The following is a 24,913-nucleotide window of genomic DNA, read 5'->3' on the forward strand; positions in this document are numbered from 1 at the left end:
CGCGTCTGGTGGGAGTCACCGCCATGTCCGAGGATCGATCGGTTCTGACCCGCGAGGCGCCGCCGCCGGACCGGGTGCTGCGCTACGGGCCCGAGCCCGACCACGTCGTCGATGTCCGCGACGGGCGGGGGGACGAGGGCGCCCGCCCGCTCGTCGCTCTTGTGCACGGCGGCTTCTGGCGCCCCCGGTACGACCGGCTGCACGTGCGGCCCATGACGGCGGCGCTGGCCGAGGCCGGATGGTCCACCGCGGCCATCGAGTATCGTCGCATCCCCGGCAGGCCGGACCTGAGCGTCGCCGACGTCGCCACCGCATTGCACGGACTGGCGGAGCTCACCGGACGGCCGTTGCTGCCGGCGGGCCATTCGGCCGGTGGGCACCTGGTGCTGCACGCCGCGGCAGAGCCGGTCGCGGCGTTCGCTGGCGTGGTCGCACTGGCCCCGGTGGCGGACCTGCTGCTTGCCGAGCGGCAGGGACTGGGCGACGGCGCCGTCGCCGCCTTCCTCGGCGCGACCGCGGCCTCCCGCCCGGACCTCGACCCGGTGCGCCGGGCGGCCCCGGCGTGCGCCGTGCAGATCGTGCACGGGGACGCGGACGAGATCGTCCCGGTCGCGGTGAGCGAATCCTACCGGCGTGCCCATCCGGCGGCCGTGCTGCACCGAGTCGACGCCGGGCATTTCGCATTGATCGACCCGCGGAGCCCGGCGTGGGCCGCTGTGCTGTCGGCGCTGGCCGACCTCGATCCTACCGGGCCGGACGAGGGCAGCGGCGGGCAGGAGCGCGGGGCGTCCTAGGCTGCCCGGGTGGGGAACGCGAAGTCGAACCAGATCCGGGTGGCCGTGCTGGGCGCCCGGGGCCGGATGGGTGTCGAGGTGTGCAAGGCCGTCGACGCCGCCGAGGACCTTCAGCTCGTGGCGAGCGTCGACGTGGGCGACCCGCTTTCGGCGCTTGCCGATGCCGGCGCGCAGATCGCCGTCGATTTCACCCGGCCCGATGTGGTGATGGACAACGTCCGGTTCTGCCTCGACCACGACATCGCCGCGGTCGTCGGCACCAGCGGCTTCGACGAGGACCGGTTCGGCACCATCCGCGGCTGGCTGCAGGACAAGCCGGGCGCGAGCGTGCTGGTGGCTCCGAACTTCGGAGTCGGCGCGGTGCTGTCGATGCATCTCGCCCGGCAGGCCGCGCGGTTCTTCGACTCCTGCGAGGTCATCGAGCTGCACCACGCCGGTAAGGTCGACGCCCCCTCGGGCACCGCGGCGCGGACCGCGTCGCTGCTGGCGGCCGCGCGTGCCGAGGCCGGCGCCGGGCCGGTGCCCGACGCCACCACCCAGGAGCGCCCGGGCGCCCGCGGCACCGATGTCGACGGGATCCGGGTGCATTCGGTGCGGATGCCGGGTCTGGTCGCCCACCAGGAGGTGATCCTCGGCACCGAGGGCGAGGTCCTCACGATCCGGCACGACTCGATGAACCGCGCGTCGTTCATGCCCGGGGTGCTGCTGGCGGTGCGAGCCGTGCGCGACCGCCCCGGGCTGACCATCGGGCTGGAGCCGCTGCTCGGGCTCAGCTGACCACCGAGCCGGGCGGCCGTTACTGGTCGACTACCGATGGGGCCGCGAACCGCGCCAAGCGTCTGCAACATCGGCCTAGCATGGCGGGCATGGGGTGTGCCCGACCGCGGGGCCAGAGGGAGGCGGTGGTCGATCAGCTGGCCCATGCGGTGGGTACCGGACGTCGTGGATGGCCGGTCGCGACGAGCGCCGTGTTCGCGGTGACCGCGGCGGTCAGCGTCGCGCAGCTCGTCCACCCTTCGGTCTTCCACGCCCTGCACCGGGATCCGGCCGGGTTGGCCGCCGGACAGTGGTGGCGGGCGGTCACGTGGATGTTCGTCCAGGACGGGTGGCTGGCCGGGACGGTGTTCAACCTCGCCATCCTGGCGGTCGTCGGCAGCGCGTTCGAGCGGGTCTTCGGGTCGGCGCGCTGGTTGCCGACCTACTTCGTGGTCGGGCTGATCGCGCAGATTCCCGGCTTCTTCTGGAACCCGTACGGGGCAGGCAACTCCGTCCCGGTCGCCGTGCTGTTCGGCGCGCTGGTGGACCTGCTGATCGTCGGGCCGCGATGGTTCGGCGCCCGGATACCGGCCGCGGTGCGGATATGGGCGGTGATCGTGCCGGTACTGGCGGCCGTGGACACGGTGCTTCGGGACAACCACGGGATCGCCGTGTTGCTCGGCATGTTGGTCGGCCTCGCGATGCTGTGGCGCCGTCGTGGCGCCGGCGCGGAAGGTCGCTGATGGCTCGCCGCGGCCGCCCGGCTCGGTGCGCACCCGGTTCGGCACCGCACCGGCTTGCCGTCCCGCGGCTACGAGTCGGTGGGCGCGGGAGGCTCGGCGAAGCCCTCCAGCCGCAACTCCATCGTCCCGGCGAGGCGGACCTCGCGCAGCGGACCGTCCCCGGTGTCCAGGGTGCGGACGGCGCCGTCGGGTTCCCAGCCCGCGCGGGCGTAGAACCGTCGGGAGACGAGATCGGCCTCGGGCACCCAGGCGTGTCCCCGTTGCGCGCCGTCCTCCCGCAGGTGCCCCGCGGCCGCCGCGAGCAGCCTTCCGCCATGACCGCGCCGACCCCACCGCGGCTCCACCAGCAGCGTGTTGACCTCAGCGAGCACCCCGCCCTCGCCGATGTAGCAGGCGGCCGCGCAGAACCCGACCGTCCAGGCGCCCTCGCTGGCCACCAGCACGTGGTAGCCCGGACCGGCATCCAGTGCCGCCGCCCATGCCTGGCGGGCGGCGGGGCCGGCGAGCTGATCGAGCGCCTCGGCCGGGACGAGCTCGGCGTAGGCGGTGCGCCAGACGGCCGCCTGGATCCGGACGATCTCGTCGACGTCCTGAGCGACTGCGGGACGGACCGCGGCGATGGCCATCAGGCGCTGCGCGGAGGGACCGTCGCCTTGAAGCGATGGGGGAATCCGCGCTCCCTCCTTTCAGCGATAGATGTGCGTGACGGGTAGAATGATCGTGTGGCACGTGACGTGCAGGTTTCACCCGGTGGGGTGTACGACCTCGGCCTACACGTCGTGCGATGCCCGAAATGCCGTCGGCCGGTCCTGCCCGGCGCCGTCGCTGTTCGCCTACGGGAGTTGCTCGACGCCAAGGCCGCCGAGCACGATCGAACCGCCGCCGGAAGGCCCGTGCTCGGGTGGCGAACCTGCACCGCCGGGTGCGCCGCCAGCGGTGCGACCACGCCCACAAGACCGCCGACTGGCTCGCCGCCCACCACGACGTGATCTGCCACGAAGCGCTGCGGATCACCAACATGTCCCGCTCCGCGCGCGGCACCCTCGACCAGCCCGGCAGCCGGGTTGCGCAGAAGGCCGGGCTGAACCGGTCGATCCTCGACGCGGGGTGGGGGGTGTTCCTGTCGATCCTGACCGCCAAGGCTGAAAGCGCCGGACGCGAGCTGATCGCAGCTGACCCCCGCAACACCTCCCGCACCTGCCCGTCCTGCGGGCACTGCGCCGCGGACAACCGCGTCGCCCAGGCCGAGTTCCGCTGCCTGCGGTGCGGCCTGGACACCCACGCCGACCTGGTCGGCGCGGTCAACGTGCTGCGGGCAGGGCTTGCCCGTCGCGACGCTGCTGCGGCGGCTTGGCGAGAAGCCACCGCCTCCAGGCGGTGGAGGAGTCACGGCTGCATGCATACCCGACATCCCGGGGCGCCGAACGCGCGGCCCGGTCGCGCCGGACTGGTTTGCTATGGCAACGTCATCGACGTGACGAGCGCCCGCGCCCCGGCCTCGCTCGCGTGGATCGCGCTCGGCGTGGTCTACGTGCTGTGGGGTTCGACCTACCTGGCCAACCGCTACATCATCCTGACCGTCCCGCCGCTGACCGCGGGCGCCTACCGCTTCCTGGTCGGCGGCCTGCTGCTCGGGATCGTGGTCTTCGCGGTGGCCGGGACGCGGGCGTTCCGGATGACGGCGGCGCAGTTCGGGACGACCGCGCTGTCGGGGCTGCTGCTGCCGGCGTGGGGTAACGGGTTGGTCGTCATCGGCCAGCAGCACGTGGCGTCCGGGCTCACCGCGCTGCTCATCGCCTCGGTGCCGCTGCACATCGTGGTGCTGCGCGCGCTGACCGGCGACCGGCCGCGCCGCGCGACGGTCGGCGGCGTCGCGGTCGGCGTCGTCGGCCTCGCGGTGCTCGTGCTCAGCGGACCGTCGGAGGGGGCCGGTGGGGTGTTCGGCAACGCGTGGTGGGGACCGTGGGTGGTGCTGCTCGCCGCGCTGGGGTGGGCGACCGGCACGTTCGCCACCACCCGGCTTCCGGTGCCGCCGAACCCGTTCGCGCTGGCCGCGGTGCAGATGCTGACCGGCGGCGTGATCATGCTGGTGGCGGGGGCGGCGGCCGGGGAACGGCTCGACCTCGCCGCCGTCACCGCGGAGTCCTGGTGGGCCTGGGCGTATATGGCGGTCGTGGTGTCGCTCGGCGCGTTCGGTGCCTACGCCTACGCGCTGGCCCAGCTGCCGGTCTCGACGGTCGCGACCTACGCCTACGTCAACCCGGTGATCGCCGTGGTGCTCGGCGTCGTCATCGCGGGGGAGCGGTTCTCCGCGATGCATCTGCTCGGCGGCGCGGTCGTGCTGCTCGCGGTGGTGCTGGTCATCCTCGCCGAGCGGCGCGCCCCGGATCGTCGGGGGGCACTGGCAGCATCGCGTTCGTGACCGCACCGCCCGCCGTCGAGCCCCCTGCCGAGACTCTCAGCCCCGCCGTCGCCCGGCGTATCGCGCTGGCCGCGCAGGGCTTCGCCGACCCGCGTCCCACCGCGGCGGTGACCCGGCGCCACCTGGCGAAGGCGATCGGGCGGATTCGGCTGCTACAGCTCGACTCGGTCAATGTCGCGGTCCGGGCGCACTACGCGCCGCTGTTCAGCAGGCTCGGCAGCTACGACCGGGCGCTGCTCGACGACGCGGCCTGGACGCATTCGGCCCGCCGACCGCGGCTGTTCGCCGAGTACTGGGCGCACGAGGCGAGCCTGGTTCCGCTGCTGGACTGGCCGCTGCTGCTGTCCGGGGCCAAACGGCCCGGCTGGTGGTCCCACTACGGTGCGCTGGCCGACCGCGAGCCCTGGCTGGTCGAGGACGTGCTGACCGCGGTCAAGGAGCTCGGCCCGGTCGGTGCGGGGACACTGGAGTCCGCGCTCGGCGGTCGTGGCGCGCCGCGTCCGGCGGGGGCGTCGTGGTGGCAGCGTTCGGATGTCAAACGGATCTGCGAGTTCCTTTTCGGGGTGGGCCGGCTGACCACCGGTGCCCGGGTCAACTTCCAGCGGCTCTACGACCTCACCGAGCGGGTGCTGCCGCCCGACGTGCTGGCCCGGCATCCGGCCGACCCCGAGGAGTCGGCCCGCGGGCTGGTCCGCCAGGCCGCGGCGGCCCTGGGCGTCGCCACCGAGCCCGACCTGCGCGACTACTACCGGCTGGCCCCGCAGCGCAGCAGGCAGGCGGTCGCGGAGCTGGTCGAGGAGGGAGAGCTGGAGCCGGTCGAGGTTCGCGGCTGGCGGCATCCGGCCTACCGGCACCCGGCCGCGCGCGCCCCGCGGCGGATCGCCGCCCGGGCGCTGCTGTGCCCGTTCGACCCCCTGATCTGGAAGCGGGCCCGCACCGAGCGGATCTTCGGCTTCCGCTACCGGATCGAGATCTACGTGCCCGAGCGGGCGCGCGAGTTCGGCTACTACGTCTTCCCGTTCCTGCTCGACGACGCGCTGGTCGCGCGCGTCGACCTCAAAGCCGACCGCGCGGCCGGGGTGCTGCGGGTGCCCGGCGCGTTCGCCGAGCCGGGCAGCGATATCCGCAGGGTCGCCGCCGAGCTCGCCGCCGAGCTTCGGCTGATGGCCGGCTGGCTCGGTCTGGACGGCGTGCGGGTCGGCGACCGCGGCGAGCTCAGCGCCCCGCTGGCCCGGGCGCTGAGCGGAACTTGAGGAGCGAACCTCGGCGCTGAGCTGAGCCTGGCTCAGACGACGATCGAGGCGCGGGTGACCAGGATGTTGCCGGTGCCCGTGCGGCCGCGGATCTGCAGCGCCGCGGGCTGCTCCGGGGCCACGTGGCCGACCTCGAGGTCGCTGCGTGTGCGGCCCGAGCCCGAGGAAACGTCGAGCTCGGCCGTCACCCCGGAGCGCACCCCGATCCGCAACCCGCCCGACCCGGTCGTCAGATCGAACTGGCCGGACACCGCGTCCGCCACCGTGACCTCCCCGGATCCGGTGCGCACGCCGAGGTCGCCGGTCACCTCGCCGAGCCGCACGTCGCCGCTGCCCGCCTTGATCTCGCTCCGCCCGGCCAGCGCGGCCACCGTGATGTTCCCCGATCCGGTGCGCACCCGCGCGCGCCCGCTGATCGGACCCAGGTCGACCTCGCCGGAGCCGGCCGAGACGTCCGCGTCCCCGTCGATCGCCTCCAGCCGGGCGCTGCCCGAACCGGTGCGCACCGCGGTCCAGCCGGCTTGGCCGGTCACCCGGACGTCGGCGGCACCGACGCGGATCGCCAGCCGCGACCGGGACGGCGCGCTGACCGTGACGGCCAGCGGCACCATCCGCAGCGGAACCTGCTGCGGGGAGCGCACGACCAGTCGCCTGCCGGTTTCCGACCAGCTGATCTCGGTCGCCCGCACGGCCTGGTTGGCCATGTCGGCCTGGCCGGTGAACAAGCCCTCCGGTGCGCCGGTGGCGCTGCCGATCCAGTTGAACAGCCCGCTCAGCCCCTGGGCCCACAGGTTGCCCGCGGACGGGTCGTGGCGCATCTCGACCCGAACCTCGTCGATGTCCTCCAGCGCCACGCCGACCCGGCCGACGTCGATCGAGAGTTCGAGCTCGGCGGTGCCGTCGGCCGGCCAGCTCTGCTGGCGGACCACCTCGTGCTCCGGCTCGTCCGCCGCACCGTTCATCGCGTCCTCGGTCATTCCGTCTACCCCCGTACCCAGCCGCGCACGCGGCGTCCGTCATCGCCACGACCCCAGTCGCCGCGGCTGCCCCGCTTGCCGGCCTTGCCCGACAGCGCTCCCTGCACGGCCTGTGACAGCCATGCGTTCAGCGACACTCCCTGTGCCGCCGCGGCCTGCTCGGCCTGGCCCTTGATCTGCTCGACCAGCCGCAGCGTGATGCGGCTGATATCGCCGGCATCCGCGCCGGTGGGCGGGAAATGCGACGCCGGCGACTCGGCCTCGTGCTCCGTCGGCTCCGGGCTGACCGAGATGCGCACCTCACGCCCGTCGAGCCGGGCCTCGACGACCCGGTCGCCCAGCGCCGCGGTCACCTCGGCGGCGAGGTCGGCGAGGGCGTTCATGATCGCCAGGCGCGCGGCGGGTTCGAGCGCCGCGCCGAGCAGCGCGGCGGTCCGCCGGGTCTGTTCATCGCCGGCGGCCGCAGCCGCCGAGAGATCCTCACGCAGCTGCGTGACGTACTGGCTGACATCCATGACGCCATTATGGCGTCTATATGACGTCACCGCAAGCGCGGTCTGCGCTGTCAGAGCTCCCGGCTACGCTCGCCGCATGCCGGACACCGTGCCCCTGCGTGTGCAGTTGGTCGCCAAGACGGAGTTCTTCCCGCCGGCCGACGTGCCCTGGAGCACCGACGCCGAGGGCGGGGAGGCGCTGGCCGAGTTCGCCGGCCGGGCCTGCTACCAGTCGTGGGCCAAACCCAATCCCGTCACCGCCACGAACGCCGGATACCTGCGGCACATCCTCGAGGTCGGACATCTGTCGGTGCTCGAACACGGCACGGTCAGCTTCTACCTGACCGGTGTCTCGCGCAGTCTCACCCACGAGCTGATCCGGCACCGGCACTTCTCCTACAGCCAGCTCTCGCAGCGCTACGTGCCCGAACGCGACGCCGCGATGGTGGAGCCCGACGTCATCGCCGAGGACCGGGAGCTGCACGCGCAGTTTCTCGAGGCCACCGCGGCTTCGGTCAAGGCCTACGAGGAGCTCCTGGCCGGCCTGGAGCGGCGCTTCGCCGACGTCCCGAACGCCACGCTGCGCCGCAAGCAGGCTCGTCAGGCGGCCCGCTCGGTGCTGCCCAACGCCACCGAGACGCGCATCGTCGTCACCGGCAACTACCGCGCCTGGCGGCATTTCATCGGGATGCGCGCCACGGAGCACGCCGACGTCGAGATCCGCGGCCTTGCCATCGCCTGCCTGCGCGAGTTGCAGCGCGAGGTGCCCAACGTCTTCAACGACTTCGAGATCCAGTCGCTGGAGGACGGCACGGACATCGCCTCGAGCCCGTATGTCACCGAGGGGTAGGGACAACGCCGCACCGGTAGGTTGGGGCGCGTGAGCCTCGCGACCACCGAACGAGCAGCGATCTGCGACGAGTTCGAGCGATCCGGCCCCGACCGGCCGACGCTCTGCGCGGGCTGGACCACTCGCGACCTGCTGGCGCACCTGCTCGTCCGGGAGCGCCAGCCGTGGGCGACGCCCGGCATCGTGCTGTCCGCGTTCGCCCCCGTCACCGAGCGCGCCATGCAGGGCTACGCCGACACCCCGTGGCAGAGCATGATCGACGAGCTGCGCGAGGGCCCGCCGCCATGGTCGCCCTATCGGGTCGGCAAGATCGACGAGCTCGTCAACGGCGCGGAGTTCTTCGTGCACCACGAGGATGTCCGGCGCGGGGAGCCGGGCTGGGAACCGCGCGAACCCGACGCGGACCGCGACGCCGAGCTCTGGGCGCTGCTCGGGCGGATCGGCCGCATGCTGCTGCGCCGCGTTCCGGTCGCGGTGCTGCTGCGCAGACCCGACGGCGAGCAGCAGGTCGTGCGCACCGGGCGCGGCCTCGTCACGGTCGTCGGTGAGCCCGCCGAGCTCGTGCTGCACGCCTTCGGGCGGTCCGCGGCGCGGGTCGAGCTCCTGGGCTCGGCCGCCGACCTCGACGCGTATCGCGGCGCCCGGCGCGGCGTGTAGCGGGGCGGTCCGCTGACGTACTTTCGGTCGCCCGAGCGGTACGGTCTGAGACCATGAGGCCGACCCCAGCTCAACAGCGTCCACCGGGCCGCCCGTTCGGTCAGGTGCTGACCGCGATGGTCACCCCGTTCGACTCCGATGGGGCGCTCGACCTCGCGAAAGCCGAGGAGCTGGCCGGCCAGCTCGTCGACCTCGGCAACGACGGCCTCGTGGTCAACGGCACCACCGGGGAGAGCCCGACGACCACCGACGCCGAGAAGTCGGAGCTGATCCGCGCGGTGGTCGGCGCGGTCGGGGACCGCGCGACGGTCGTCGCGGGCGCGGGCACCTATGACACCGCACACAGCGTGCACCTGGCCCGGGCGGCGGAGAAGGCGGGCGCGCACGGCCTGCTCGTGGTGACGCCGTACTACTCGCGTCCACCGCAGTCGGGTCTGGTGCTGCATTTCACCGCGGTGGCCGACGCGACCGACCTGCCGGTGATGCTCTACGACATCCCGCCGCGCAGCGTGATCCCGATCGAGGTCGAGACACTGCAGCGACTCGCCGAGCATCCCCGGATCGTCGCGGTCAAGGACGCGCGCAACGACCTGCGCGTCGGGGCCGAGGTACTGGCGACGACGACGCTGGCCTACTACTCCGGCGACGATCCCGTGAACCTGCCGTGGCTGTCGGTCGGCGCGGTCGGTTTCGTCAGCGTGATCGGCCACGTGATCGCCGATCGGCTGCGCGCCATGCTCGTCGCCTACGAGGCCGGTGAGCACGATCGGGCCCGCGCCCTGCACTACGCGACGCTTCCGGTGATCCGGGCGATGGGCCGGGTCGGCGGGGCGGTGTTCGCCAAGACGGCGCTGCGGCTGCGCGGGCTGGACGTCGGCGAGCCCCGGCTGCCGCTGCCGCCGGCGACCGAGGAGCAGGTCGCGGCGATCGCCGCGGATCTCACCGCGGCCGGTGTCGTCCTCGACCAGGATGTCTCGCCGCACCAGGACGACCGGCGCGGTCACGGGGCGCTCGGGGCGCGCGCCGCGGCCGATCTCGGCGCGGAGGTCGCGCTCTCGTGATCGATACTGCCCGCGCATCCGGCCGCCCGGTCACACCGCAGGAATCACGGTGAGCCGCCCGCCCGGCCGGTCCGACCGTTCCCGGTCGGACCGGCGGTCCCGCCCGCCCCGGCGGGAACGCCAGGCGCCCAGACCGGTGGACGAGGCCAATCCCGACGAGCTGCCCATCGAACCACCGCCGCCGCTGCCCGACGGCGGGCTGCGGATCTTCGCGCTCGGCGGCATCGGCGAGATCGGCCGCAACATGACCGTCTTCGTGTACGACGGCCGGCTGCTGATCGTCGACTGCGGCGTGCTGTTCCCCGCCGAGGACTCGCCCGGGGTCGATCTGATCCTGCCCGACTTCCGGGCCATCGAGGACCGGCTCGACGATATCGACGCCCTCGTGCTCACCCACGGCCACGAGGACCACATCGGCGCGGTGCCGTTCCTGCTGCGCCAGCGGCCGGACCTGACGATCGTCGGATCGCGGTTCACGCTCGCGCTCGTCGCGGCCAAATGCAAGGAGCACCGGCTCACCCCGCATCTGCTGGAGGTGGCCGAGGGAGACCGGCTGCGGCATGGGCCGTGGGACTGCGAGTACTTCGCGGTCAACCATTCGATCCCCGACGCGCTGGCCGTCGCGATCCGCACGCCGGCGGGGCTGGTGCTGCACAGCGGCGATATCAAGCTCGATCAGCTCCCGCTCGACGGGCGGCTCACCGATCTCGCGGGCTTTTCCCGGCTCGGTGACGAGGGGGTGGACCTGTTCCTGGTCGACTCCACCAACGCCGACGTGCCCGGTTTCGTCACCCCGGAGCGGGAGATCGGCCCGATCATCGACGGGGTGTTCCAGCGGTCGCCGTCGCGGATCATCGTGGCCTGCTTCGCCAGCCACGTGCACCGGGTGCAGCAGGTGATCGACGCGGCGGTGGCGCACGAGCGCCGCGTGTGCCTGGTCGGCCGCTCGATGGTGCGCAACATGGGCGTGGCGGCCGAGCTGGGGCTGCTGGAGATCCCCGACGGGCTGCTCGTCGAACTCGACGAGGCGATGACGCTGCCCGACGACGAGCTGGTCCTGGTGTCCACCGGGTCGCAGGGTGAGCCGCTCTCGGCGCTGTCGCGGATGGCGCGCGGCGAGCACCGTTCGGTGCGGATCCGGCCGGAGGACACGATCATTCTGGCCAGCTCCCTGATCCCGGGCAACGAGACCGCCGTCTTCGGGGTGATCAACGGGCTGATCCGGCTCGGCGCGACCGTGGTGCATCAGGGAAACGCCAAGGTCCACGTCTCGGGCCACGCCTCCGCCGGTGAGCTGCTCTTCCTCTACAACGCCGTGCGGCCGTCGAACGTCATGCCCGTCCACGGGGAGTGGCGGCACCTGCGGGCCAACGGCAGGCTGGCGGTGCGGACCGGGGTGCCGGAGGAGTCGGTGGTGCTCGCCGAGGCCGGTGTCGTCGTCGACCTCGTGGACGGGTGCGCGCGGATCACGGGCCGGGTGGAGGTCGGGCGGGTCTACGTCGACGGGCTCGCGGTCGGCGACGTCGGCGAGACCACACTGACCGACCGGCTGGTGCTCGGCGAGGGTGGGTTCATCGCGATCACGGTGGCGGTGGATGCCCATACCGGGCGGGCCAGGTCGCGGCCGACGCTGTCCGGGCGCGGGTTCTCCGACGACCCCAAGGCGCTCGACGCGGTGCTTCCGCTGGTGGAGGACGAGCTGTCGCGCACCGAGATCGAGGGCATCACCGACACCCACCGCATCGCCCAGTCCGTGCGCCGCGTGGTGGGCAAGTGGGTGGGGGAGACCTACCGCCGCCGCCCGATGATCGTGCCGACGGTCATCGCGGTCTGAACGCCCCTGCCAGTGACCTTGCCGCAACGGGGATGCGGCAAGGTCACCGCCTTCCGTAGTCGCCGATCCCGTGTTCCAGCAGGTCGAATGCCTCGTCGATGATGCGCGCCTGGTCACGGCGCACCTCCTCGACGTCGTCGCCGTCGAGGAGGCGCTGCACGGCGGTGCCGAAGATCGCGCCGACCGCCGCTGCGAGCAGGCTCGCCACGAGCCGGGCGCGCCGGGGGTCGCCGAACTCGTCGGCCAGCACCGCGGCGAAGGCGTCCTCGATCTCGCGGCCCTGCTCGTGCATGCGGCTCACGAGCGCGGGGGTGGACCGCAGGATCTGCCAGAACCAGCGGACGCCCTCGGTGGCGCCCGAGAGCGGGTGGCGGGCCTGGAGCAGGTCGTGGTGGTGGCGGCGTAGGGCCGTGGCCACGGAGACGCCGGCCGGGCGCTCGCGGATGACCCGCTCGAGGCCGGCGACGCGGTCGGCGTGCCGGTCGAGGAACAGGTCCTCCTTGCGCGGGAAGTAGTTGAAGACGGTCATCTTCGACACGTGCGCGGCCTCGGCGATCTCGGCGACCGTCACGTTGTCGAATCCCTTGGCCACGAACAGCGCCGTGGCGACGTCGGCGATGTGCCGGCGCGTCGCCTGTTTCTTCTGCTCCCGCAGTCCTTTGACGTCCTCCCCGACCTGAAGGACGGGGATTCCTACGCGGCTACGCCGCGTCTGGCGTGGTTCCTGCTTCATCGCCGACCGCCACCCTTGTGAGTGGACTTACACCGGCTCCACAGGCGTTTAGCTTCTCCGCCCGTCCGGCGGCGAGAATGTTCTTCGCGGCGTTGTGGTCCCGGTCGTGCACCGCCCCGCACGCGCACGTCCACGAGCGCACGGCTAGCGGCATCGACTCTTGGACGGCTCCGCACGCCGAACACAGCTTCGACGACGGGAACCAGCGATCGATCTTGTGGACCGTGCGGCCGTACCGCTCGGCCTTCTCCTCCAGGATTCGGACGAGCCGGCCGAACCCGGCGTCGGAGATCGCGCGCGCCAACCTGCGGTTGCGCACCATCCCGGCCACGCTCAGGTCCTCCACGTACACCGCTTGGTTGTCGCGGATCAACGCGAGGGCCTGCTTGTGGTGGTAATCCCGACGAGCCCGAGACACCTTGCCGTGCTGGATCGCGACCTTGCGTCGCGTCTTGGCCCGGTTCGTGCCGCCCTTGGCCCGGCGAGACTTCTCCCGCTCCAACCGGCGCAGCTTCCGCAGCTTGCGACCGAGATGCTTCGGGTTCGCCACGTCGATTCGGCCACCCGCTGAGGTGGCGACCGTCGCCAACCGTGACACCCCGAGATCCACCCCGCACTCTTGTGCTGCGACCGGCAACGGTGTCGGGTCGACCTCGACCACGAACGAGGCGTAGTAGTGCCCGTCCGGCTCCCGGATGACCGTGACCGACGACGGGACGGACGGCAGCTCCCGGGACCAACGCACCCGAACGTCCCCGATCTTCGCCAGGTACAGGCGGCCGTTCGGCCGGAGTGTGAACCCGTTGCGGGTGAGCCGGAACGACTGCCGGTTGTCCTTGCGCGACTTGAACCGTGGGCAGCCGACCCGACGCCCTTTCCGGCGCCCGGTGAGCGAGTCGAGGAAATTCGCATGCGCGCGGTGTGCGTCCCGCACCGACTGCACCAGCGCCACCGACGCGACCTCGCCCAGCCACGCCCGTTCCGGGGTGGTCTTCGCCTGCGTGATGATCCGGCGCTGCACCTCGGTCGGGCTGATCTTCTCCGACACACCGGTGACCGCGACGGAGCTGCAGGAGAGCCTGCGGCGGGTCTCGGGCGTGGACGTGACTGTCACGAAGGTGCGGTCCGCCACCCGCTACACCGACAACGTCCGGCAGGCGAGCACCTACCGCCTCGGCCGGGTGCTGCTCGCCGGCGATGCGGCGCACGTGCATTCCCCGTTCGGCGGCCAGGGTCTCAACCTCGGCATCGGCGACGCGATGAACCTGGGGTGGAGGCTCGCGGCGACCGTGCAGGGCCGGGCGCCGGAGGGGTTGCTCGACGGCTACACGCGCGAGCGACACCCGGTCGGGGCATGGGTGCAGGACTGGACGCGCGCCCAGGTGGCCCTCATGCGCCCCGACGTGCGCACGCGCGCCCTGCAGCAGGTGGTCGGTGACCTGCTCGCGACCGGGGACGGCGCCACCTACCTCGCGAAGAAGCTCTCCGGCGTGCTGCATCGCTATGACCTCGGCGACGGGCACCCGCTCGTGGGGGCCGGCGCGCCGGACATCGCGCTCGCCGACGGGACCCGGCTGGGGGAGCACTGCCACGACGCCCGCCCGCTGCTGCTCGACCTCGCCGACTCCGCGGCCGTGCGCGAGGCCGCCGCGGGGCTGGGGCGAGCGCGTGCACGTCGTCACGGCGAAACCGGCCGAGCCGTCCTCGTTCACCGGGCTGCTGATCCGCCCGGACGGCTATGTCGCCTGGGCGGACCAGGACGCCGGCGCGGACGGGTTGGCCGATGCGCTGTCGTCGATCACCCGCAAGCCGGTGGGCGTGGCCACCTGAACGCGCGCCCCGGTCTCACGGGAGTCGGAAGCCGGGATCGCCGGGCAGCACCGCCGTGTCCGTCTGGGCCTTCTGGAGGCGACCCGCGTAGTCCCAGTTCATCGACTGCCAGCGGGTGAACTGGTCGAGCACCCAGATCCCCGACTGGCGGCTGCCGTTGCCCGAGCGTCCGTTGCCGCCGAACGGAAGGTGGGCCTCGGCGCCCGAGGTCGAGTTGTTCACGCTCACCATGCCCGCGCTCACCCGCTCGCGGAACCGGAACGCGTGCGCCGGCGTCTCGGTGTAGATCGCGGCGGAGAGCCCGTAGCCGTGGTCGTTGGCCAGCGCGATGGCCTCGTCGAACGTCTCGAACGCCGCCACCCCGACGATCGGGCCGAACGTCTCGGTGCGCGCGATCTCGTCGTCGCCGCGCACGCCGGACACGATCGTCGGGTGGGCGTAGAGGCCGGCCTCCGCGTCGCCGGCGAAGCCCCGCCGCGGGTTCGCCGCGGTGATCCGGCCGGTGCCGGTCGAGCCGTGCAGCACGTGGTGGGGGCCGATCAACCCGAGGTGCTTCTCGAACGACGCCAGGAACCGCTGCGAGATCATCGGCCCGTAGAGCACGTCCTCGCGGGTGGGATCGCCGATCACCGCGGAGCGCACGGCGGTGTCGAACCGGCGCAGGAACTCGTCGTGCACCGAGGCATCCACGATCACGGTGCCCAGCGACGTGCAGCGCTGCCCGGCCGTCCCGAACCCGGAGAACAACGCGCCCTCGACAGCCAGGTCGAGGTCGGCATCGGGCATGACCACCAGCGGGTTCTTGCCGCCCAGCTCCAGGCACGGGCTCTGCAGATGCCGCCCGGCCAGCTCGCCGATCCGCATGCCGACGGCGGACGAGCCGGTGAACCCGATCTTGTCGACGAGCCCGGCGGCCAGCGCCGTCGACAGCCCGTCGAACGCGGTGGGCCCGTCGGCGAGCACCGTGCCCAGCACCCCGGCGGGCAGCCCGGCGTGGACGAACAGCTCGGTGAACGCCTCCGCGATCGCCGGCGTGTACTCGGCGGGCTTCCACACCACGGCGTTGCCGCAGAGCAGCGCCGGCACGAGGTACCAGGACGGGACGGCGACGGGGAAGTTCCCGGCCGTGACGATCGCGGCGACCCCGACGGGCACGCGGAAGGTGAACAGCTGCTTGTCGGGCATCTCGCTCGGCACGGTCTGGCCGTAGAGCCGCCTGCCCTCGCCGGCGAAGAACGCGCAGGTGTCGATCACCTCCTGCACCTCGCCGCGGGACTCGGTGACGGGTTTGCCGATCTCGCGGGTGACGAGCGCGGCGAGCGCCTCCTTGTTCGCCTCGACGAGCCGTCCGATCTGCTCGATCATGCGCCCGCGCACCGGGGCGGGCACGGCCGCCCAGGCTCGCTGCGCGGCCTGGGCGGTGCGGCAGGCCTCGGCGAACAGGCCGGCGTCGGCGAGCAGGGCCTCGGCGACCGGCTCGCCGCGGGCCGGGTCGACGGAGGTCAGCCGCCCGCCCGGGGCGTCGTCGCGCCAGGTGCCGCCGATGAACGAGCCGATCTCCCGCGGCCGCCGTGTGCTCGTGCCCGGCGTTCCCACCGGAGGAAAGCCACCATGCTGCGGTTGGGGACGTGCGCGGGTCATGACCGCGCCGCCCGCGCCAGAGCCGCGACCGCGAGGTCCAGCTCGTCCTCGCCGATCGTCAGCGCGGGGCGGAACCGGATCGAGCGTTCCCCGCAGCCGAGCATCAGCACCTTCTCGTCGCGGCGCAGCCGGGTCAGCACGGCGTCGCGCGCCTCGGGCGTGGGCAGGTCGGCCGCGACGAACAGGCCGCGCCCGCGCACGTTGTCGACCTCCGGGATCGTGGCCAGCTCGTCGAGCAGCCGCTTTCCGAGCACGGCGGCGCGTTCGATGAGTCCCTCGGACTCGATCACCTCCAGGTAGCGCCGGGACCGCACCATGTCGGTGAGCCCGCCGCCCCACGTCGAGTTGATCCGCGAGGACACCCGGAAGACGTTGTCGGGCACCTCGTCCACCCGGCCGCCCGCCATGATCCCGCAGACCTGCAGCTTCTTGCCGAACGCCACGATGTCGGGCTGCACGCCGAGCTGCTGGTAGGCCCACGGGGTGCCGGTCATCCCGCAGCCGGTCTGCACCTCGTCGAGCACGAACAGGGCATCGTGCTCGCGGCACAGCTCCTGCATCGCCCGGAGGAACTCGCCGCGCATGTGGTTGTCGCCACCCTCGCCCTGGATCGGCTCGGCGATGAAGCACGCGATGTCGTGGGGATGCGCGGCGAACGCGGCGCGGGCCTGGGCGAGTGCGCGGTGCTCGGCGGCCTCGACCTCGGCGACGTCGATCGGGAACCGGATCGCGGGCACGTCGATGCGCGGCCAGTCGAACGTCGGGAACAACGCGGTCTTGCGCGGGTCGGTGTTGGTGAGCGAGAGCGTGTAGCCGCTGCGGCCGTGGAACGCCCGGCGCAGGTGCAGCACCCTCGTCCCCAGCTCGGCCGGTCGGCCGCACAGCGCGTTGTGCCTACGCTTCCAGTCGAACGCGGTCTTCAGCGCGTTCTCGACGGCCGGCGCCCCGCCCTCGACGAGGAACAGGTGCGGCAGCGCCGGATCGCCCAGCACCCGCTCGAAGGTCGCCACGAACGCCGCCAGCTGTGTCGTGTAGACGTCCGAGTTGGACGGTTTGTTGACGGCGGTCTCGGTGAGCTCGTCGAGGAACGCCCGATCCTCGGTGAGCGCCGGATGGTTCATGCCCAGCGGCGCGGAGGCGAAGAAGCTGAACAGGTCCAGGTGGCGGCTTCCGTCACGGGCGTCCACCAGCCAGGACCCGCGGCTGGCACGGGTGTCGAGCACGAGATCGAAGCCGTCCACGAGCAGGTGGCGGCGCAGCGTCTGGTGGACGCGCCCGGGCGGAACGGGGAGGGTGACGGGCATGCCTCCAGTGTGGACGCGCTCGGCGCCCGCACACCGACGCCGAGCGTCGGTATTGCCCGGCGGAGTGCCACGATGTCGGCTGTGCCACCGACGGATCGTCAGCTCGATGACCTCGACCGCAGGCTGCTGGCGCTGCTTGCGGCCGACGGGCGTGCCCCGATGGCGGAGCTGGGGCGCACGGTCGGGCTGTCGCGCACGGCGGTGCTCGCCCGGGTCCAGCGCCTCGAACGCGACGGGGTGATCCGCGGCTACCACGCCGACGTCGTGCTGCCGGGCGTCGCGGCGGCGCACCGGGCCCGGGTCGGCATCATCGTCCGCACCGCCGATGTCGCCGGGTACGTGCGGCGGCTGGGCGGGCTGCCCGGTGTCACCGACATCGAGACGGTCACGGGGGAGTACGACCTGATGGTGCTCGTCACGGCGCCCAGCGCGGGCGAGCTGGACGCGGTGCTGGACCGGATCTCCGGCTGGCCGGAGACGGTCCGCACGACGACCTGGGTGGTGCTGACGCGGTACGCGTGAGCCAGCCGTCTTCCGGGCGGCCGCGGTGCCCGGGTGTCGGTCCCCCGAGCGGGGCGATCTCCCGGATACCGTGGGTGCATGGCACGACGGACGACCGCAGGCGGCAGGCCCACCGCGGCCCGGTCGGCCCGGAGCACCGGGAGCGGCGCCTCGTCCGGGCGGTCCGGGACCCGTCGCTCGTCCGGGTCGACGCGGCGTCCCGCGCCCCGTAAGCCGTCGCCCCGGCGCGGCCCCGACCTGCTCGACCGCGGGATCGACGCGGTCGGGCGCGGGGTGGTCAGGCTCGGGAGGTCGGCCGGGCGAGCGGTGGGCCGGGCATGGGAGATCGATCCCGCGCATCGGCGCGACGGCCTCGGCGTCGCCGTCATCGTGCTCGCCGTGGTGGTGGCCGCGGGGGTCTGGTGGGGGGCGGGCGGGCCGGTGGGGCGCGGGTTGTCCGTAGCCATCGGCGCGGTCCTCGGGGTGACCGGGGTATTGCTGCCGGTGGTGCTGCTCGGTGTCGGGATCGTGCTGATGATCTCCGAGTCGCATCCGCAGGCGCGGCCGGGGATGGTGCTGGGGACCTTGCTGCTCACCCTGGGCGCGCAGGGTCTGGTGCACCTGTTCACCGGTCTCCCGGACGACCCCGCTATGTGGTCGCAGGGCGGCGGCGCGATCGGCTATCTCGCGGCAGCGCCGCTGGCCAGCGGGCTCACCGGATGGGTCGCCGCGCCGGTGCTGGTCCTGCTGTCGGGCTATGCCTTCGGGGTCCTGACCGACACGCCGGTGCGGGAGCTCCCCAACCGGGTCTTCCGGCTGTTCGGCCGTCCCGTCCCGGACGCCGGGGACGCCGACGACGAGGCCGCGCCGGACGGGCCGGACCCGGTGCTCGAGGCCGAGGTCGAGCCGCTGCGGCGGCCGTCGCGGCGCCGGCCGTCGCGACGACGCCAGGCCCGCGAGGCCGACGCGTTCCGTGACGACCACGACCGCGACGATCACGACAACCGGGACGATCACGACGACCGCGACGACGAGGGCCCGGGCCCAGCGGCGAACGAGAGCGCAAGCCCGCCCAAGGCCGGCCCGACCGCCGCGGTCGCGGCGTCCACACCCGAACCCGAGCCGCCGCAGGCCGCGGACGAACAGCTCGCCATGGCCATCCGGGAGCCGGTGAGCGAGTCGGAGTACCTGCTGCCGCCCGCGGATCTGCTGCCGACCGGCCCGGCGCCCAAGACCCGCAGCCGCGCCAACGACGCGATGATCGAGGCGATCACCGGCGTGCTCGAGCAGTTCGACGTCGACGCGCAGGTCACCGGATTCACCCGCGGCCCGACCGTCACCCGCTACGAGATCGAGCTCGGGCCGGGCGTGAAGGTCGAGAAGATCACCCAGCTGACCCGCAACATCGCCTATGCGGTCGCCACCGACAACGTCCGGCTGCTCGCGCCGATCCCCGGCAAGTCGGCCGTCGGCATCGAGGTGCCCAACACCGACCGTGAGATGGTGCGGCTCGGGGACGTCCTGCGCAGCGCCCACGCGCGTTCCGAGCAGCATCCGCTGGTCATCGGGCTCGGCAAGGACATCGAGGGGCATTTCCTCGCCGCGAACCTGGCGAAGATGCCGCATCTGCTGGTCGCGGGCTCGACCGGCTCCGGCAAGTCCAGCTTCGTCAACTCGATGCTGGTCTCGCTGTTGTCGCGGGCGACGCCGGACGAGGTCCGGATGATCCTGATCGACCCGAAGATGGTCGAGCTCACGCCGTACGAGGGCATCCCGCACCTGATCACGCCCATCATCACCCAGCCGAAGAAGGCGGCCTCGGCGCTGGCCTGGCTGGTGGAGGAGATGGAGCAGCGCTACCAGGACATGCAGGCCAGCCGGGTGCGGCACATCGACGACTTCAACCGTAAGGTGCGTTCCGGGGAGATCTCGGCGCCTCCGGGTAGTGAGCGGGAGTATCGGCCTTACCCCTACATACTTTGTATCGTCGACGAGCTCGCCGACCTGATGATGACCGCGCCGCGCGACGTCGAGGACGCGGTCGTGCGGATCACCCAGAAGGCCCGTGCCGCGGGTATCCACCTGGTGCTGGCCACGCAGCGGCCGTCCGTCGACGTCGTCACCGGGTTGATCAAGACGAACGTGCCGTCCCGGCTGGCGTTCGCCACCTCGTCGCTCACCGACTCGCGGGTGATCCTCGACCAGCCGGGCGCGGAGAAGCTCATCGGCATGGGCGACGCGCTGTACCTGCCGATGGGTGCGAGCAAACCGGTGCGGATGCAGGGCGCGTTCGTCGGGGATGACGAGATCGCCGCGATCGTCGCGTTCACCAGGGAGCAGGCCGAGCCCACCTACACCGACGGCGTCACCGCGGCCAAGGCCGGCGAGCAGAAGGAGATCGACCCCGATATCGGTGACGACCTGGATGTGCTGCTGCAGGCCGCCGAGCTCGTCGTCACCTCGCAGTTCGGCTCGACGTCGATGTTGCAGCGCAAGCTGCGGGTCGGGTTCGCGAAGGCGGGCAGGCTGATGGACCTGCTGGAGTCGCGCGGTGTCGTCGGACCGTCGGAGGGATCCAAGGCCCGGGAGGTTCTGATCAAGCCCGATGAGCTGGAGAACGTGCTCTGGCTGATCCGAGGCGGCTCCGGCCCCGAACCCCCGTGAGTGCGTAACAGTGTTCTAACACTGTTACGCACTCACGGGCGGCGTCGATCTGCGGAAACCCTGTTGGCGCCACGCCTCGTAGACGGCGACAGCGACAGTGTTGGACAGGTTGAGCGACCGGGAATCCGGCAACATCGGCAGCCGCACCCGATCGGTGATCTGCGGAGCCTGCTGCACCGCCGCGGGAAGCCCGGTCGATTCGGCACCGAACAGGAGGACATCGCCCGACGCGTAGGCGATATCCGCGTAGCAGCGCTCCGCCGTCGTGGCGAACGCGAAGACCCGCGCCGGTAGCAGCGCGGCCCACGCGGCGTCGAGGTCAGCGTGCACCCGCACCTCGGCGAGCTCGTGGTAGTCCAGCCCGGCCCGGCGCACGTCGCGGGCGCCCAGGGAGAAGCCGAGCGGCTCCACGAGGTGCAGCTCGGCGCCCGTGTTGGCCGCCAGACGGATCGCGTTGCCGGTGTTGGGCGGGATCTCGGGGGCGAGCAGTACGATCCGGAACATCTGGTCGATCCTGCTCCCGCGCCGGTTCAACGCCAGTACGGGGTCCCGAAGCTCCAGACGTTGCCCTCGGGGTCGCGCACCGCGAAGGTGCGGCTGCCGTAGTCGGTGTCCTCGAGCCCGCGAATGACGGTGGCGCCCGCCGTGACCCGGGCGAACAGCGCGTCCGGGTCTGCGACGACGACATGGATGGGACGGTGCTGTCTCGCTGACTGCGGTCAGGGGGAAATCGTGGGGGCCATGGCCGTCGGCCGTCGTGGACGAATGGGAGATCCTCAGCTCGGCCGCTCGGCCAGCCACGCGGTGGCGGTGATACCGGCGAGGTCGCGGAAGTCGCGAGCCAGATGTGCCTGATCGACATAGCCACATTCCGACGCGACCGCGGCGAGTGCGGGCCGGCGCGCGGCGCGCAGCATGTCGCAGGCTCGCTCGAAGCGGATGACGCGGGCCGCGGCCTTGGGGGCCAGGCCGATCTCCCGGCGGAACCGGTCGGCCAGATGCCGCCGGCTCCAGCCGACCTCGCGGGCGAGCTCCTCGATTCGCAGCATGCCCCCGGCCGCCGCCAGCCGATCCCAGGCGTACCCGACCTCGGGCGGCGGTTCACGGCGCCGCCGCATGGCCAGGCGGGTCAGCGTGGCGTCGAGCAGGGCGAACCGCTCGGCCCATGAGGGGGCGGTGGCGAGACGGTCGAGCAGAGGGCCGATGCGGTTTCCCAGCAACGCACCGAGGTCGACGACGTCGCCTGCCAGCAACCCGGCCGGGGCATCGAGCAGCGCCCGGGCGCCGCGCCAGGTCAGCCGCAACTGCAACCCGGTCTGCGGGGGGCCCTGCGCGATCACCGCGGGCGCGTTGTGCAGGCCGCCGACCATGGCCGAGAACGAGCCGGGAGAGCGGGCCGGGTCGGGCATCCGCAGCAGCTCGACGGTGCCGTCGAGGCAGAGCAGCAACGTCAGATGCGCCGAGGGAACGCCCTGATGGGTGGCGGGTTCGGTGGGGGCGATCCGGTAGCCGATGCAGCCGGTGACGTAGTCGCGCAGCGCAGGCGACGGCCGCGTCCACACCAGCTCGTCGCGGGTGTGGGCAGCGGCCAGGGGTGTGCCCATAGGCGCAGGGTACGGCCGACTATCCGCAGCTCGACGCGGCCTGTGAGTGCGTAACAGTGTTAGAACACTGTTACGCACTCACAGGTGAAGCATCATCCGAACGTTGCCGAGCGTGTTGGGCTTGACATGGGCGAGGTCGAGGAACTCCGCGACGCCGGCGTCGTAGGAACGCAACATCGCGGCGAAGACGTCCGGCGACACCGGCGTCCCATCGATCTCGGCGAACCCGTGGCTGCCGAAGAAAGTCCTCTCGAACGTCAGCACGAACAGCCGGCTCAGCCCGAGTTCGCGGGCATTGGCGATGAGCCCGTCGACGATCGCGTGCCCGACGCCCTGGCCCAGAATCTGCGGGTGTACGGCGACGGTGCGGACCTCGCCGAGGTCCTCCCACAGCACGTGCAACGCACCGCAGCCGACCACCTCGCCGTCCAGCTCGGCGACCAGGAACTCCTGCACCGACTCGTAAAGGGTGACGATTTCCTTGGCCAGCAAGACCCGCCCGGCATAGGCGTCCATCAGGGACTTGATGGCCGTCACGTCGGTGGTCCGAGCTCGCCGCACGAGCACCTCTGCCACGGCAGGTCAGGGTAGATCACCGGACGACGGATACCCTGACCGGCGTGTCCACACCCAGTCGTGCCGATGGGCGCTCCGCTGACGCTCCGCGCCGTGTCGATGGGCGCTCCGCTGACGCTCCGCGCCGTGCCGCCCTGCTGACCCTCGGCTGTGCCCGCAACGAGGTCGATTCCGAGGAACTGGCCGGCCGGTTGGTCGGGAGCGGCTGGGAGCTGGTGGCGGCCGACTCGTCCGCGGGCGGCCCGGCGCCGGACGTCATCGTGGTCAACACGTGCGGGTTCGTCGAGCAGGCCAAGAAGGACTCGATCGACACCCTGCTGGCCGCGGCGGACGTCGCCAAGGACGGTGGCGCGAAGGTCGTGGCGGTGGGGTGTCTGGCCGAGCGCTACGGCGCCGAGCTGGCCGAAAGCCTCCCCGAGGCGGACGCCGTGCTCGGCTTCGACGCCTATCCCGACCTCGCCGACCGCCTCGGCGATCTGCTCGGCGGGCACGCCCCCGCCCCGCACGTCCCCACCGACCGCCGGACGCTGCTGCCGCTCGCGCCGGTGCAGCGCCCGGCCGCCGCAACCGACGTCTCGGTGCCCGGGCATGCGTGGGTCCCCGATCTGTCGCGGCGCCGGCTCTCCGACGGCCCCGTCGCACCCCTCAAGCTGGCCTCGGGCTGCGATCGGCGCTGCGCGTTCTGCGCGATCCCCTCCTTCCGCGGCGCCTTTGTCTCGCGGCCGCCGGACGACGTCGTCGCCGAGGCCGCCTGGCTGGCTCGCCAAGGCGTCCGGGAGGTCGTGCTGGTGAGCGAGAACTCGACGTCCTACGGCAAGGACCTGCCCGGCGGCACACGGTCACTGGTCGAGCTGCTGCCGCGGGTGGCGGAGGTGCCCGGCATCGACCGGGTCCGGGTGAGCTATCTGCAGCCCGCCGAGCTGCGGCCGGACCTGCTGCGGGTCATCGCGGACACCCCGGGCGTCGCGCCGTACTTCGACCTGTCCTTCCAGCACGCCAGCCCGTCGGTGCTGCGCCGGATGCGCCGGTTCGGCTCCAGGGCCGACTTCCTCGATCTGTGCGAACGGATCCGCGCGATCGCGCCCGAGGCCGGCATCCGCAGCAACGTGATCGTCGGATTCCCCGGTGAGACCGAGGACGATCTGGCCGAGCTGGAGACGTTCCTCACCGCGGCCAGGCTCGACGCGGTCGGGGTGTTCGGCTACTCCGACGAGGAGGGCACCGAGGCCGCGGGCTATGACGACAAGGTGCCCGCCGAGGTCATCGCCGCCCGGGTGTCGCGGATCTCCGCGCTGGTCGACGAGCTGATGGTCCAGCGTGCCGAGGATCGCGTCGGTACCGAGGTGACCGTACTCGTCGAGAACGGGGAGGACGAGGATTTCGAATGCACCGGACGGGCCGAACACCAGGCTCCCGAGGTCGACGGCGAGTGCATCATCGAGCGGGGCTCGGGGCTGGCACCCGGTGACCTCGTGCGGGCGGTGGTCGTCGACACCGAGGGTGCCGACCTGGTTGTCTCGCCGCGTGAGGTTCTCGCGTCCGCGCAACGGGAACCCGCGATACCAGGGTCGACGTGACCGTGGAAGCGTCCAGCCCGTCGGGCAAACCGGTGCCGCTGCTCAACATCGCCAACGTGCTCACCGGGCTACGTCTGCTGTTGGTCCCGGTGTTCCTGGCCGCGCTGCTGGTCGAGGAGGGCCGCAGCGTGGACTGGCGGCTCACCGCGTTCGGCGTGTTCGCGGTCGCCGCGTTCACCGACCGGCTCGACGGCCGGATCGCGCGCAGACGGGGACTGGTCACGGCCTTCGGCGCCGTCGCCGATCCGATCGCCGACAAGGCACTGACCGGGGCGGCGTGGATCGGGCTCTCGCTCCTCGGGCTCATCCCGTGGTGGGCCACCTTCGTGATCATGGGAAGAGAGCTGGCCATCACGTTGCTGCGCTTCTGGGTACTGCGCCACGGCGTCATCCCGGCCAGCCGTGGCGGGAAGGTGAAGACGGCGGTGCAGTCCCTGGCCATCGGCCTGTACCTGGTGCCGCTCGAGCTGTTCGGCGACCTCGCCGTCATCCTGGCCGTGCGCTTGACGGTGCTCGTGCTCGCGATCGTGCTGACCGTCGGCACCGGGCTGGACTACGTGTTGCAGGCGATGCGGTTGCGCGCCGCCGCGACCCTCCACGAGAGTCCCTGAGCCACCTGCGCGTTCGCCGTGGGCGAACGCC

At 72.3% G+C, this 24,913-nt stretch carries 25 protein-coding genes and 1 pseudogene; 15 read left to right on the forward strand and 11 right to left on the reverse strand.

The features are described 5' to 3' along the window. Window positions 1-23: 23 nt before the first annotated feature. From G567_RS26015 to G567_RS26020, 3 genes are all read left to right on the forward strand, one after another. Window positions 24-794, forward strand: a complete 771-nt coding sequence (locus tag G567_RS26015) for an alpha/beta hydrolase family protein (RefSeq protein WP_147201266.1) — start codon at window positions 24-26, stop codon at window positions 792-794. 9 nt (window positions 795-803) lie between these two features. Next, complete coding sequence (gene dapB, locus G567_RS0100805) at window positions 804-1,571, forward strand: 4-hydroxy-tetrahydrodipicolinate reductase (RefSeq protein ID WP_028928466.1); 768 nt, start codon at window positions 804-806, stop codon at window positions 1,569-1,571. A gap of 125 nt (window positions 1,572-1,696) precedes the next feature. Next, window positions 1,697-2,293: a rhomboid family intramembrane serine protease gene (locus G567_RS26020; RefSeq protein ID WP_245585487.1), complete on the forward strand. Its 597-nt coding sequence runs from the start codon at window positions 1,697-1,699 to the stop codon at window positions 2,291-2,293. A gap of 68 nt (window positions 2,294-2,361) precedes the next feature. Here G567_RS26020 and G567_RS0100815 read toward each other — a convergent pair whose 3' ends face one another. Further along, complete coding sequence (locus G567_RS0100815; protein ID WP_028928467.1) at window positions 2,362-2,919, reverse strand: GNAT family N-acetyltransferase; 558 nt, start codon at window positions 2,917-2,919, stop codon at window positions 2,362-2,364. A 167-nt stretch (window positions 2,920-3,086) separates the two neighbouring features. On the opposite strand from G567_RS0100815, the gene G567_RS32630 reads away from it, so the two are divergent. Beyond that, complete coding sequence (locus tag G567_RS32630) at window positions 3,087-4,715, forward strand: RNA-guided endonuclease TnpB family protein (RefSeq protein ID WP_425414232.1); 1,629 nt, start codon at window positions 3,087-3,089, stop codon at window positions 4,713-4,715. Next, a complete protein-coding gene (locus G567_RS0100825) occupies window positions 4,712-5,968 on the forward strand; it encodes a winged helix-turn-helix domain-containing protein (RefSeq protein WP_037055237.1) in 1,257 nt (418 codons plus the stop codon). The genes G567_RS32630 and G567_RS0100825 overlap by 4 nt, the downstream gene beginning before the upstream one ends. Window positions 5,969-6,000: 32 nt before the next feature. Here G567_RS0100825 and G567_RS0100830 read toward each other — a convergent pair whose 3' ends face one another. Both G567_RS0100830 and G567_RS0100835 read right to left on the reverse strand, forming a co-directional pair. Continuing rightward, entirely contained in the window at window positions 6,001-6,945 is a 945-nt protein-coding gene (locus G567_RS0100830; protein ID WP_028928469.1) for a DUF4097 family beta strand repeat-containing protein, read from the reverse strand. Between the two features lie 5 nt (window positions 6,946-6,950). After that, window positions 6,951-7,460, reverse strand: a complete 510-nt coding sequence (locus tag G567_RS0100835; protein ID WP_028928470.1) for a toxin-antitoxin system HicB family antitoxin — start codon at window positions 7,458-7,460, stop codon at window positions 6,951-6,953. Between the two features lie 76 nt (window positions 7,461-7,536). On the opposite strand from G567_RS0100835, the gene thyX reads away from it, so the two are divergent. The 4 genes from thyX (at window position 7,537) to G567_RS0100855 (ending at window position 11,841) form a co-directional block, all read left to right on the forward strand. Further along, entirely contained in the window at window positions 7,537-8,289 is a 753-nt protein-coding gene (gene thyX, locus G567_RS0100840; protein WP_028928471.1) for an FAD-dependent thymidylate synthase, read from the forward strand. A gap of 30 nt (window positions 8,290-8,319) precedes the next feature. After that, on the forward strand, window positions 8,320-8,946 hold the full coding sequence (locus G567_RS0100845; RefSeq protein WP_028928472.1) for a TIGR03085 family metal-binding protein: 627 nt from the start codon (window positions 8,320-8,322) through the stop codon (window positions 8,944-8,946). 53 nt (window positions 8,947-8,999) lie between these two features. Then, window positions 9,000-10,007 carry a 4-hydroxy-tetrahydrodipicolinate synthase gene (gene dapA, locus G567_RS0100850; RefSeq protein WP_028928473.1) on the forward strand — a complete coding sequence of 336 codons (1,008 nt, stop codon included), beginning with the start codon at window positions 9,000-9,002 and terminating at the stop codon, window positions 10,005-10,007. A gap of 136 nt (window positions 10,008-10,143) precedes the next feature. Further along, the gene (locus G567_RS0100855) at window positions 10,144-11,841 is read left to right on the forward strand and encodes a ribonuclease J (RefSeq protein ID WP_051232011.1); all 1,698 of its coding nucleotides are present in this window, start codon (window positions 10,144-10,146) and stop codon (window positions 11,839-11,841) included. Window positions 11,842-11,884: 43 nt separating this feature from the next. On the opposite strand, the gene G567_RS0100860 is transcribed toward G567_RS0100855, so the two are convergent. Further along, on the reverse strand, window positions 11,885-12,574 hold the full coding sequence (locus G567_RS0100860) for a TetR/AcrR family transcriptional regulator (RefSeq protein ID WP_084795638.1): 690 nt from the start codon (window positions 12,572-12,574) through the stop codon (window positions 11,885-11,887). Continuing rightward, the gene (locus tag G567_RS26030) at window positions 12,543-13,688 is read right to left on the reverse strand and encodes an RNA-guided endonuclease InsQ/TnpB family protein (protein ID WP_373865921.1); all 1,146 of its coding nucleotides are present in this window, start codon (window positions 13,686-13,688) and stop codon (window positions 12,543-12,545) included. The genes G567_RS0100860 and G567_RS26030 overlap by 32 nt, the downstream gene beginning before the upstream one ends. On the opposite strand from G567_RS26030, the pseudogene G567_RS36975 reads away from it, so the two are divergent. Both G567_RS36975 and G567_RS36980 read left to right on the forward strand, forming a co-directional pair. Then, window positions 13,579-14,157: pseudogene (locus tag G567_RS36975) on the forward strand (FAD-dependent monooxygenase); the annotation flags it as partial. The gene G567_RS26030 and the pseudogene G567_RS36975 sit on opposite strands and share 110 nt — an antisense overlap. Then, window positions 14,078-14,404 (forward strand): aromatic-ring hydroxylase C-terminal domain-containing protein, encoded by a 327-nt coding sequence (locus G567_RS36980; protein ID WP_425414230.1) that lies wholly within the window; start codon window positions 14,078-14,080, stop codon window positions 14,402-14,404. The pseudogene G567_RS36975 and the gene G567_RS36980, both read left to right, overlap by 80 nt. Before the next feature lie 15 nt (window positions 14,405-14,419). Here G567_RS36980 and G567_RS0100875 read toward each other — a convergent pair whose 3' ends face one another. Together G567_RS0100875 and lat are read right to left on the reverse strand one after the other, a co-directional pair. Continuing rightward, a complete protein-coding gene (locus G567_RS0100875; RefSeq protein ID WP_245585488.1) occupies window positions 14,420-16,000 on the reverse strand; it encodes an aldehyde dehydrogenase family protein in 1,581 nt (526 codons plus the stop codon). Between the two features lie 41 nt (window positions 16,001-16,041). Then, entirely contained in the window at window positions 16,042-17,349 is a 1,308-nt protein-coding gene (gene lat, locus G567_RS0100880) for an L-lysine 6-transaminase (RefSeq protein ID WP_028928478.1), read from the reverse strand. An 81-nt stretch (window positions 17,350-17,430) separates the two neighbouring features. Here lat and G567_RS0100885 point away from each other — a divergent pair, with 81 nt between their 5' ends. After that, window positions 17,431-17,871 (forward strand): Lrp/AsnC family transcriptional regulator, encoded by a 441-nt coding sequence (locus G567_RS0100885; protein WP_161631650.1) that lies wholly within the window; start codon window positions 17,431-17,433, stop codon window positions 17,869-17,871. Between the two features lie 78 nt (window positions 17,872-17,949). After that, complete coding sequence (locus G567_RS26040; protein WP_051232014.1) at window positions 17,950-20,514, forward strand: DNA translocase FtsK; 2,565 nt, start codon at window positions 17,950-17,952, stop codon at window positions 20,512-20,514. 24 nt (window positions 20,515-20,538) lie between these two features. Here the strand turns inward: G567_RS26040 and G567_RS0100895 are convergent, their stop codons facing one another. The 4 genes from G567_RS0100895 to G567_RS0100905 all read right to left on the reverse strand — a co-directional run bounded on the left by G567_RS0100895 (window position 20,539) and on the right by G567_RS0100905 (window position 22,694). Then, on the reverse strand, window positions 20,539-21,018 hold the full coding sequence (locus G567_RS0100895; protein WP_028928480.1) for a tRNA (cytidine(34)-2'-O)-methyltransferase: 480 nt from the start codon (window positions 21,016-21,018) through the stop codon (window positions 20,539-20,541). A 26-nt stretch (window positions 21,019-21,044) separates the two neighbouring features. Then, window positions 21,045-21,206, reverse strand: coding sequence for a VOC family protein (locus G567_RS34710; RefSeq protein ID WP_161631658.1), 162 nt, complete (start codon window positions 21,204-21,206; stop codon window positions 21,045-21,047). Between the two features lie 84 nt (window positions 21,207-21,290). Continuing rightward, a complete protein-coding gene (locus G567_RS0100900; RefSeq protein WP_037055240.1) occupies window positions 21,291-22,118 on the reverse strand; it encodes a helix-turn-helix domain-containing protein in 828 nt (275 codons plus the stop codon). 78 nt (window positions 22,119-22,196) lie between these two features. Further along, on the reverse strand, window positions 22,197-22,694 hold the full coding sequence (locus G567_RS0100905; RefSeq protein ID WP_147201080.1) for an amino-acid N-acetyltransferase: 498 nt from the start codon (window positions 22,692-22,694) through the stop codon (window positions 22,197-22,199). 134 nt (window positions 22,695-22,828) lie between these two features. Here G567_RS0100905 and rimO point away from each other — a divergent pair, with 134 nt between their 5' ends. Together rimO and pgsA are read left to right on the forward strand one after the other, a co-directional pair. Next, window positions 22,829-24,271, forward strand: coding sequence for a 30S ribosomal protein S12 methylthiotransferase RimO (rimO, locus tag G567_RS26045; protein ID WP_037055383.1), 1,443 nt, complete (start codon window positions 22,829-22,831; stop codon window positions 24,269-24,271). Continuing rightward, window positions 24,268-24,882, forward strand: a complete 615-nt coding sequence (gene pgsA / locus G567_RS0100915; protein WP_147201079.1) for a CDP-diacylglycerol--glycerol-3-phosphate 3-phosphatidyltransferase — start codon at window positions 24,268-24,270, stop codon at window positions 24,880-24,882. Before rimO ends, pgsA begins: the two co-directional genes overlap by 4 nt. Window positions 24,883-24,913 lie beyond the last annotated feature (31 nt).

This window comes from Pseudonocardia asaccharolytica DSM 44247 = NBRC 16224, assembly GCF_000423625.1.
GTDB lineage: Bacteria > Actinomycetota > Actinomycetes > Mycobacteriales > Pseudonocardiaceae > Pseudonocardia > Pseudonocardia asaccharolytica.

Excerpts from the sequence above, each read along its gene's own strand:
- G567_RS26015 (WP_147201266.1), top strand. The coding sequence starts at position 24 with ATGTCCGAGGATCGATCGGTTCTGACCCGCGAGGCGCCGCCGCCGGAC.
- G567_RS0100815 (WP_028928467.1), bottom strand. The coding sequence starts at position 2,919 with ATGGCCATCGCCGCGGTCCGTCCCGCAGTCGCTCAGGACGTCGACGAG.
- G567_RS32630 (WP_425414232.1), top strand. The coding sequence starts at position 3,087 with ATGCCGTCGGCCGGTCCTGCCCGGCGCCGTCGCTGTTCGCCTACGGGA.
- G567_RS0100830 (WP_028928469.1), bottom strand. The coding sequence starts at position 6,945 with ATGACCGAGGACGCGATGAACGGTGCGGCGGACGAGCCGGAGCACGAG.
- G567_RS0100835 (WP_028928470.1), bottom strand. The coding sequence starts at position 7,460 with ATGGATGTCAGCCAGTACGTCACGCAGCTGCGTGAGGATCTCTCGGCG.
- thyX (WP_028928471.1), top strand. The coding sequence starts at position 7,537 with ATGCCGGACACCGTGCCCCTGCGTGTGCAGTTGGTCGCCAAGACGGAG.
- dapA (WP_028928473.1), top strand. The coding sequence starts at position 9,000 with ATGAGGCCGACCCCAGCTCAACAGCGTCCACCGGGCCGCCCGTTCGGT.
- G567_RS0100860 (WP_084795638.1), bottom strand. The coding sequence starts at position 12,574 with ATGAAGCAGGAACCACGCCAGACGCGGCGTAGCCGCGTAGGAATCCCC.
- G567_RS36980 (WP_425414230.1), top strand. The coding sequence starts at position 14,078 with ATGACCTCGGCGACGGGCACCCGCTCGTGGGGGCCGGCGCGCCGGACA.
- lat (WP_028928478.1), bottom strand. The coding sequence starts at position 17,349 with ATGCCCGTCACCCTCCCCGTTCCGCCCGGGCGCGTCCACCAGACGCTG.
- G567_RS26040 (WP_051232014.1), top strand. The coding sequence starts at position 17,950 with ATGGCACGACGGACGACCGCAGGCGGCAGGCCCACCGCGGCCCGGTCG.
- G567_RS0100895 (WP_028928480.1), bottom strand. The coding sequence starts at position 21,018 with ATGTTCCGGATCGTACTGCTCGCCCCCGAGATCCCGCCCAACACCGGC.
- G567_RS0100900 (WP_037055240.1), bottom strand. The coding sequence starts at position 22,118 with ATGGGCACACCCCTGGCCGCTGCCCACACCCGCGACGAGCTGGTGTGG.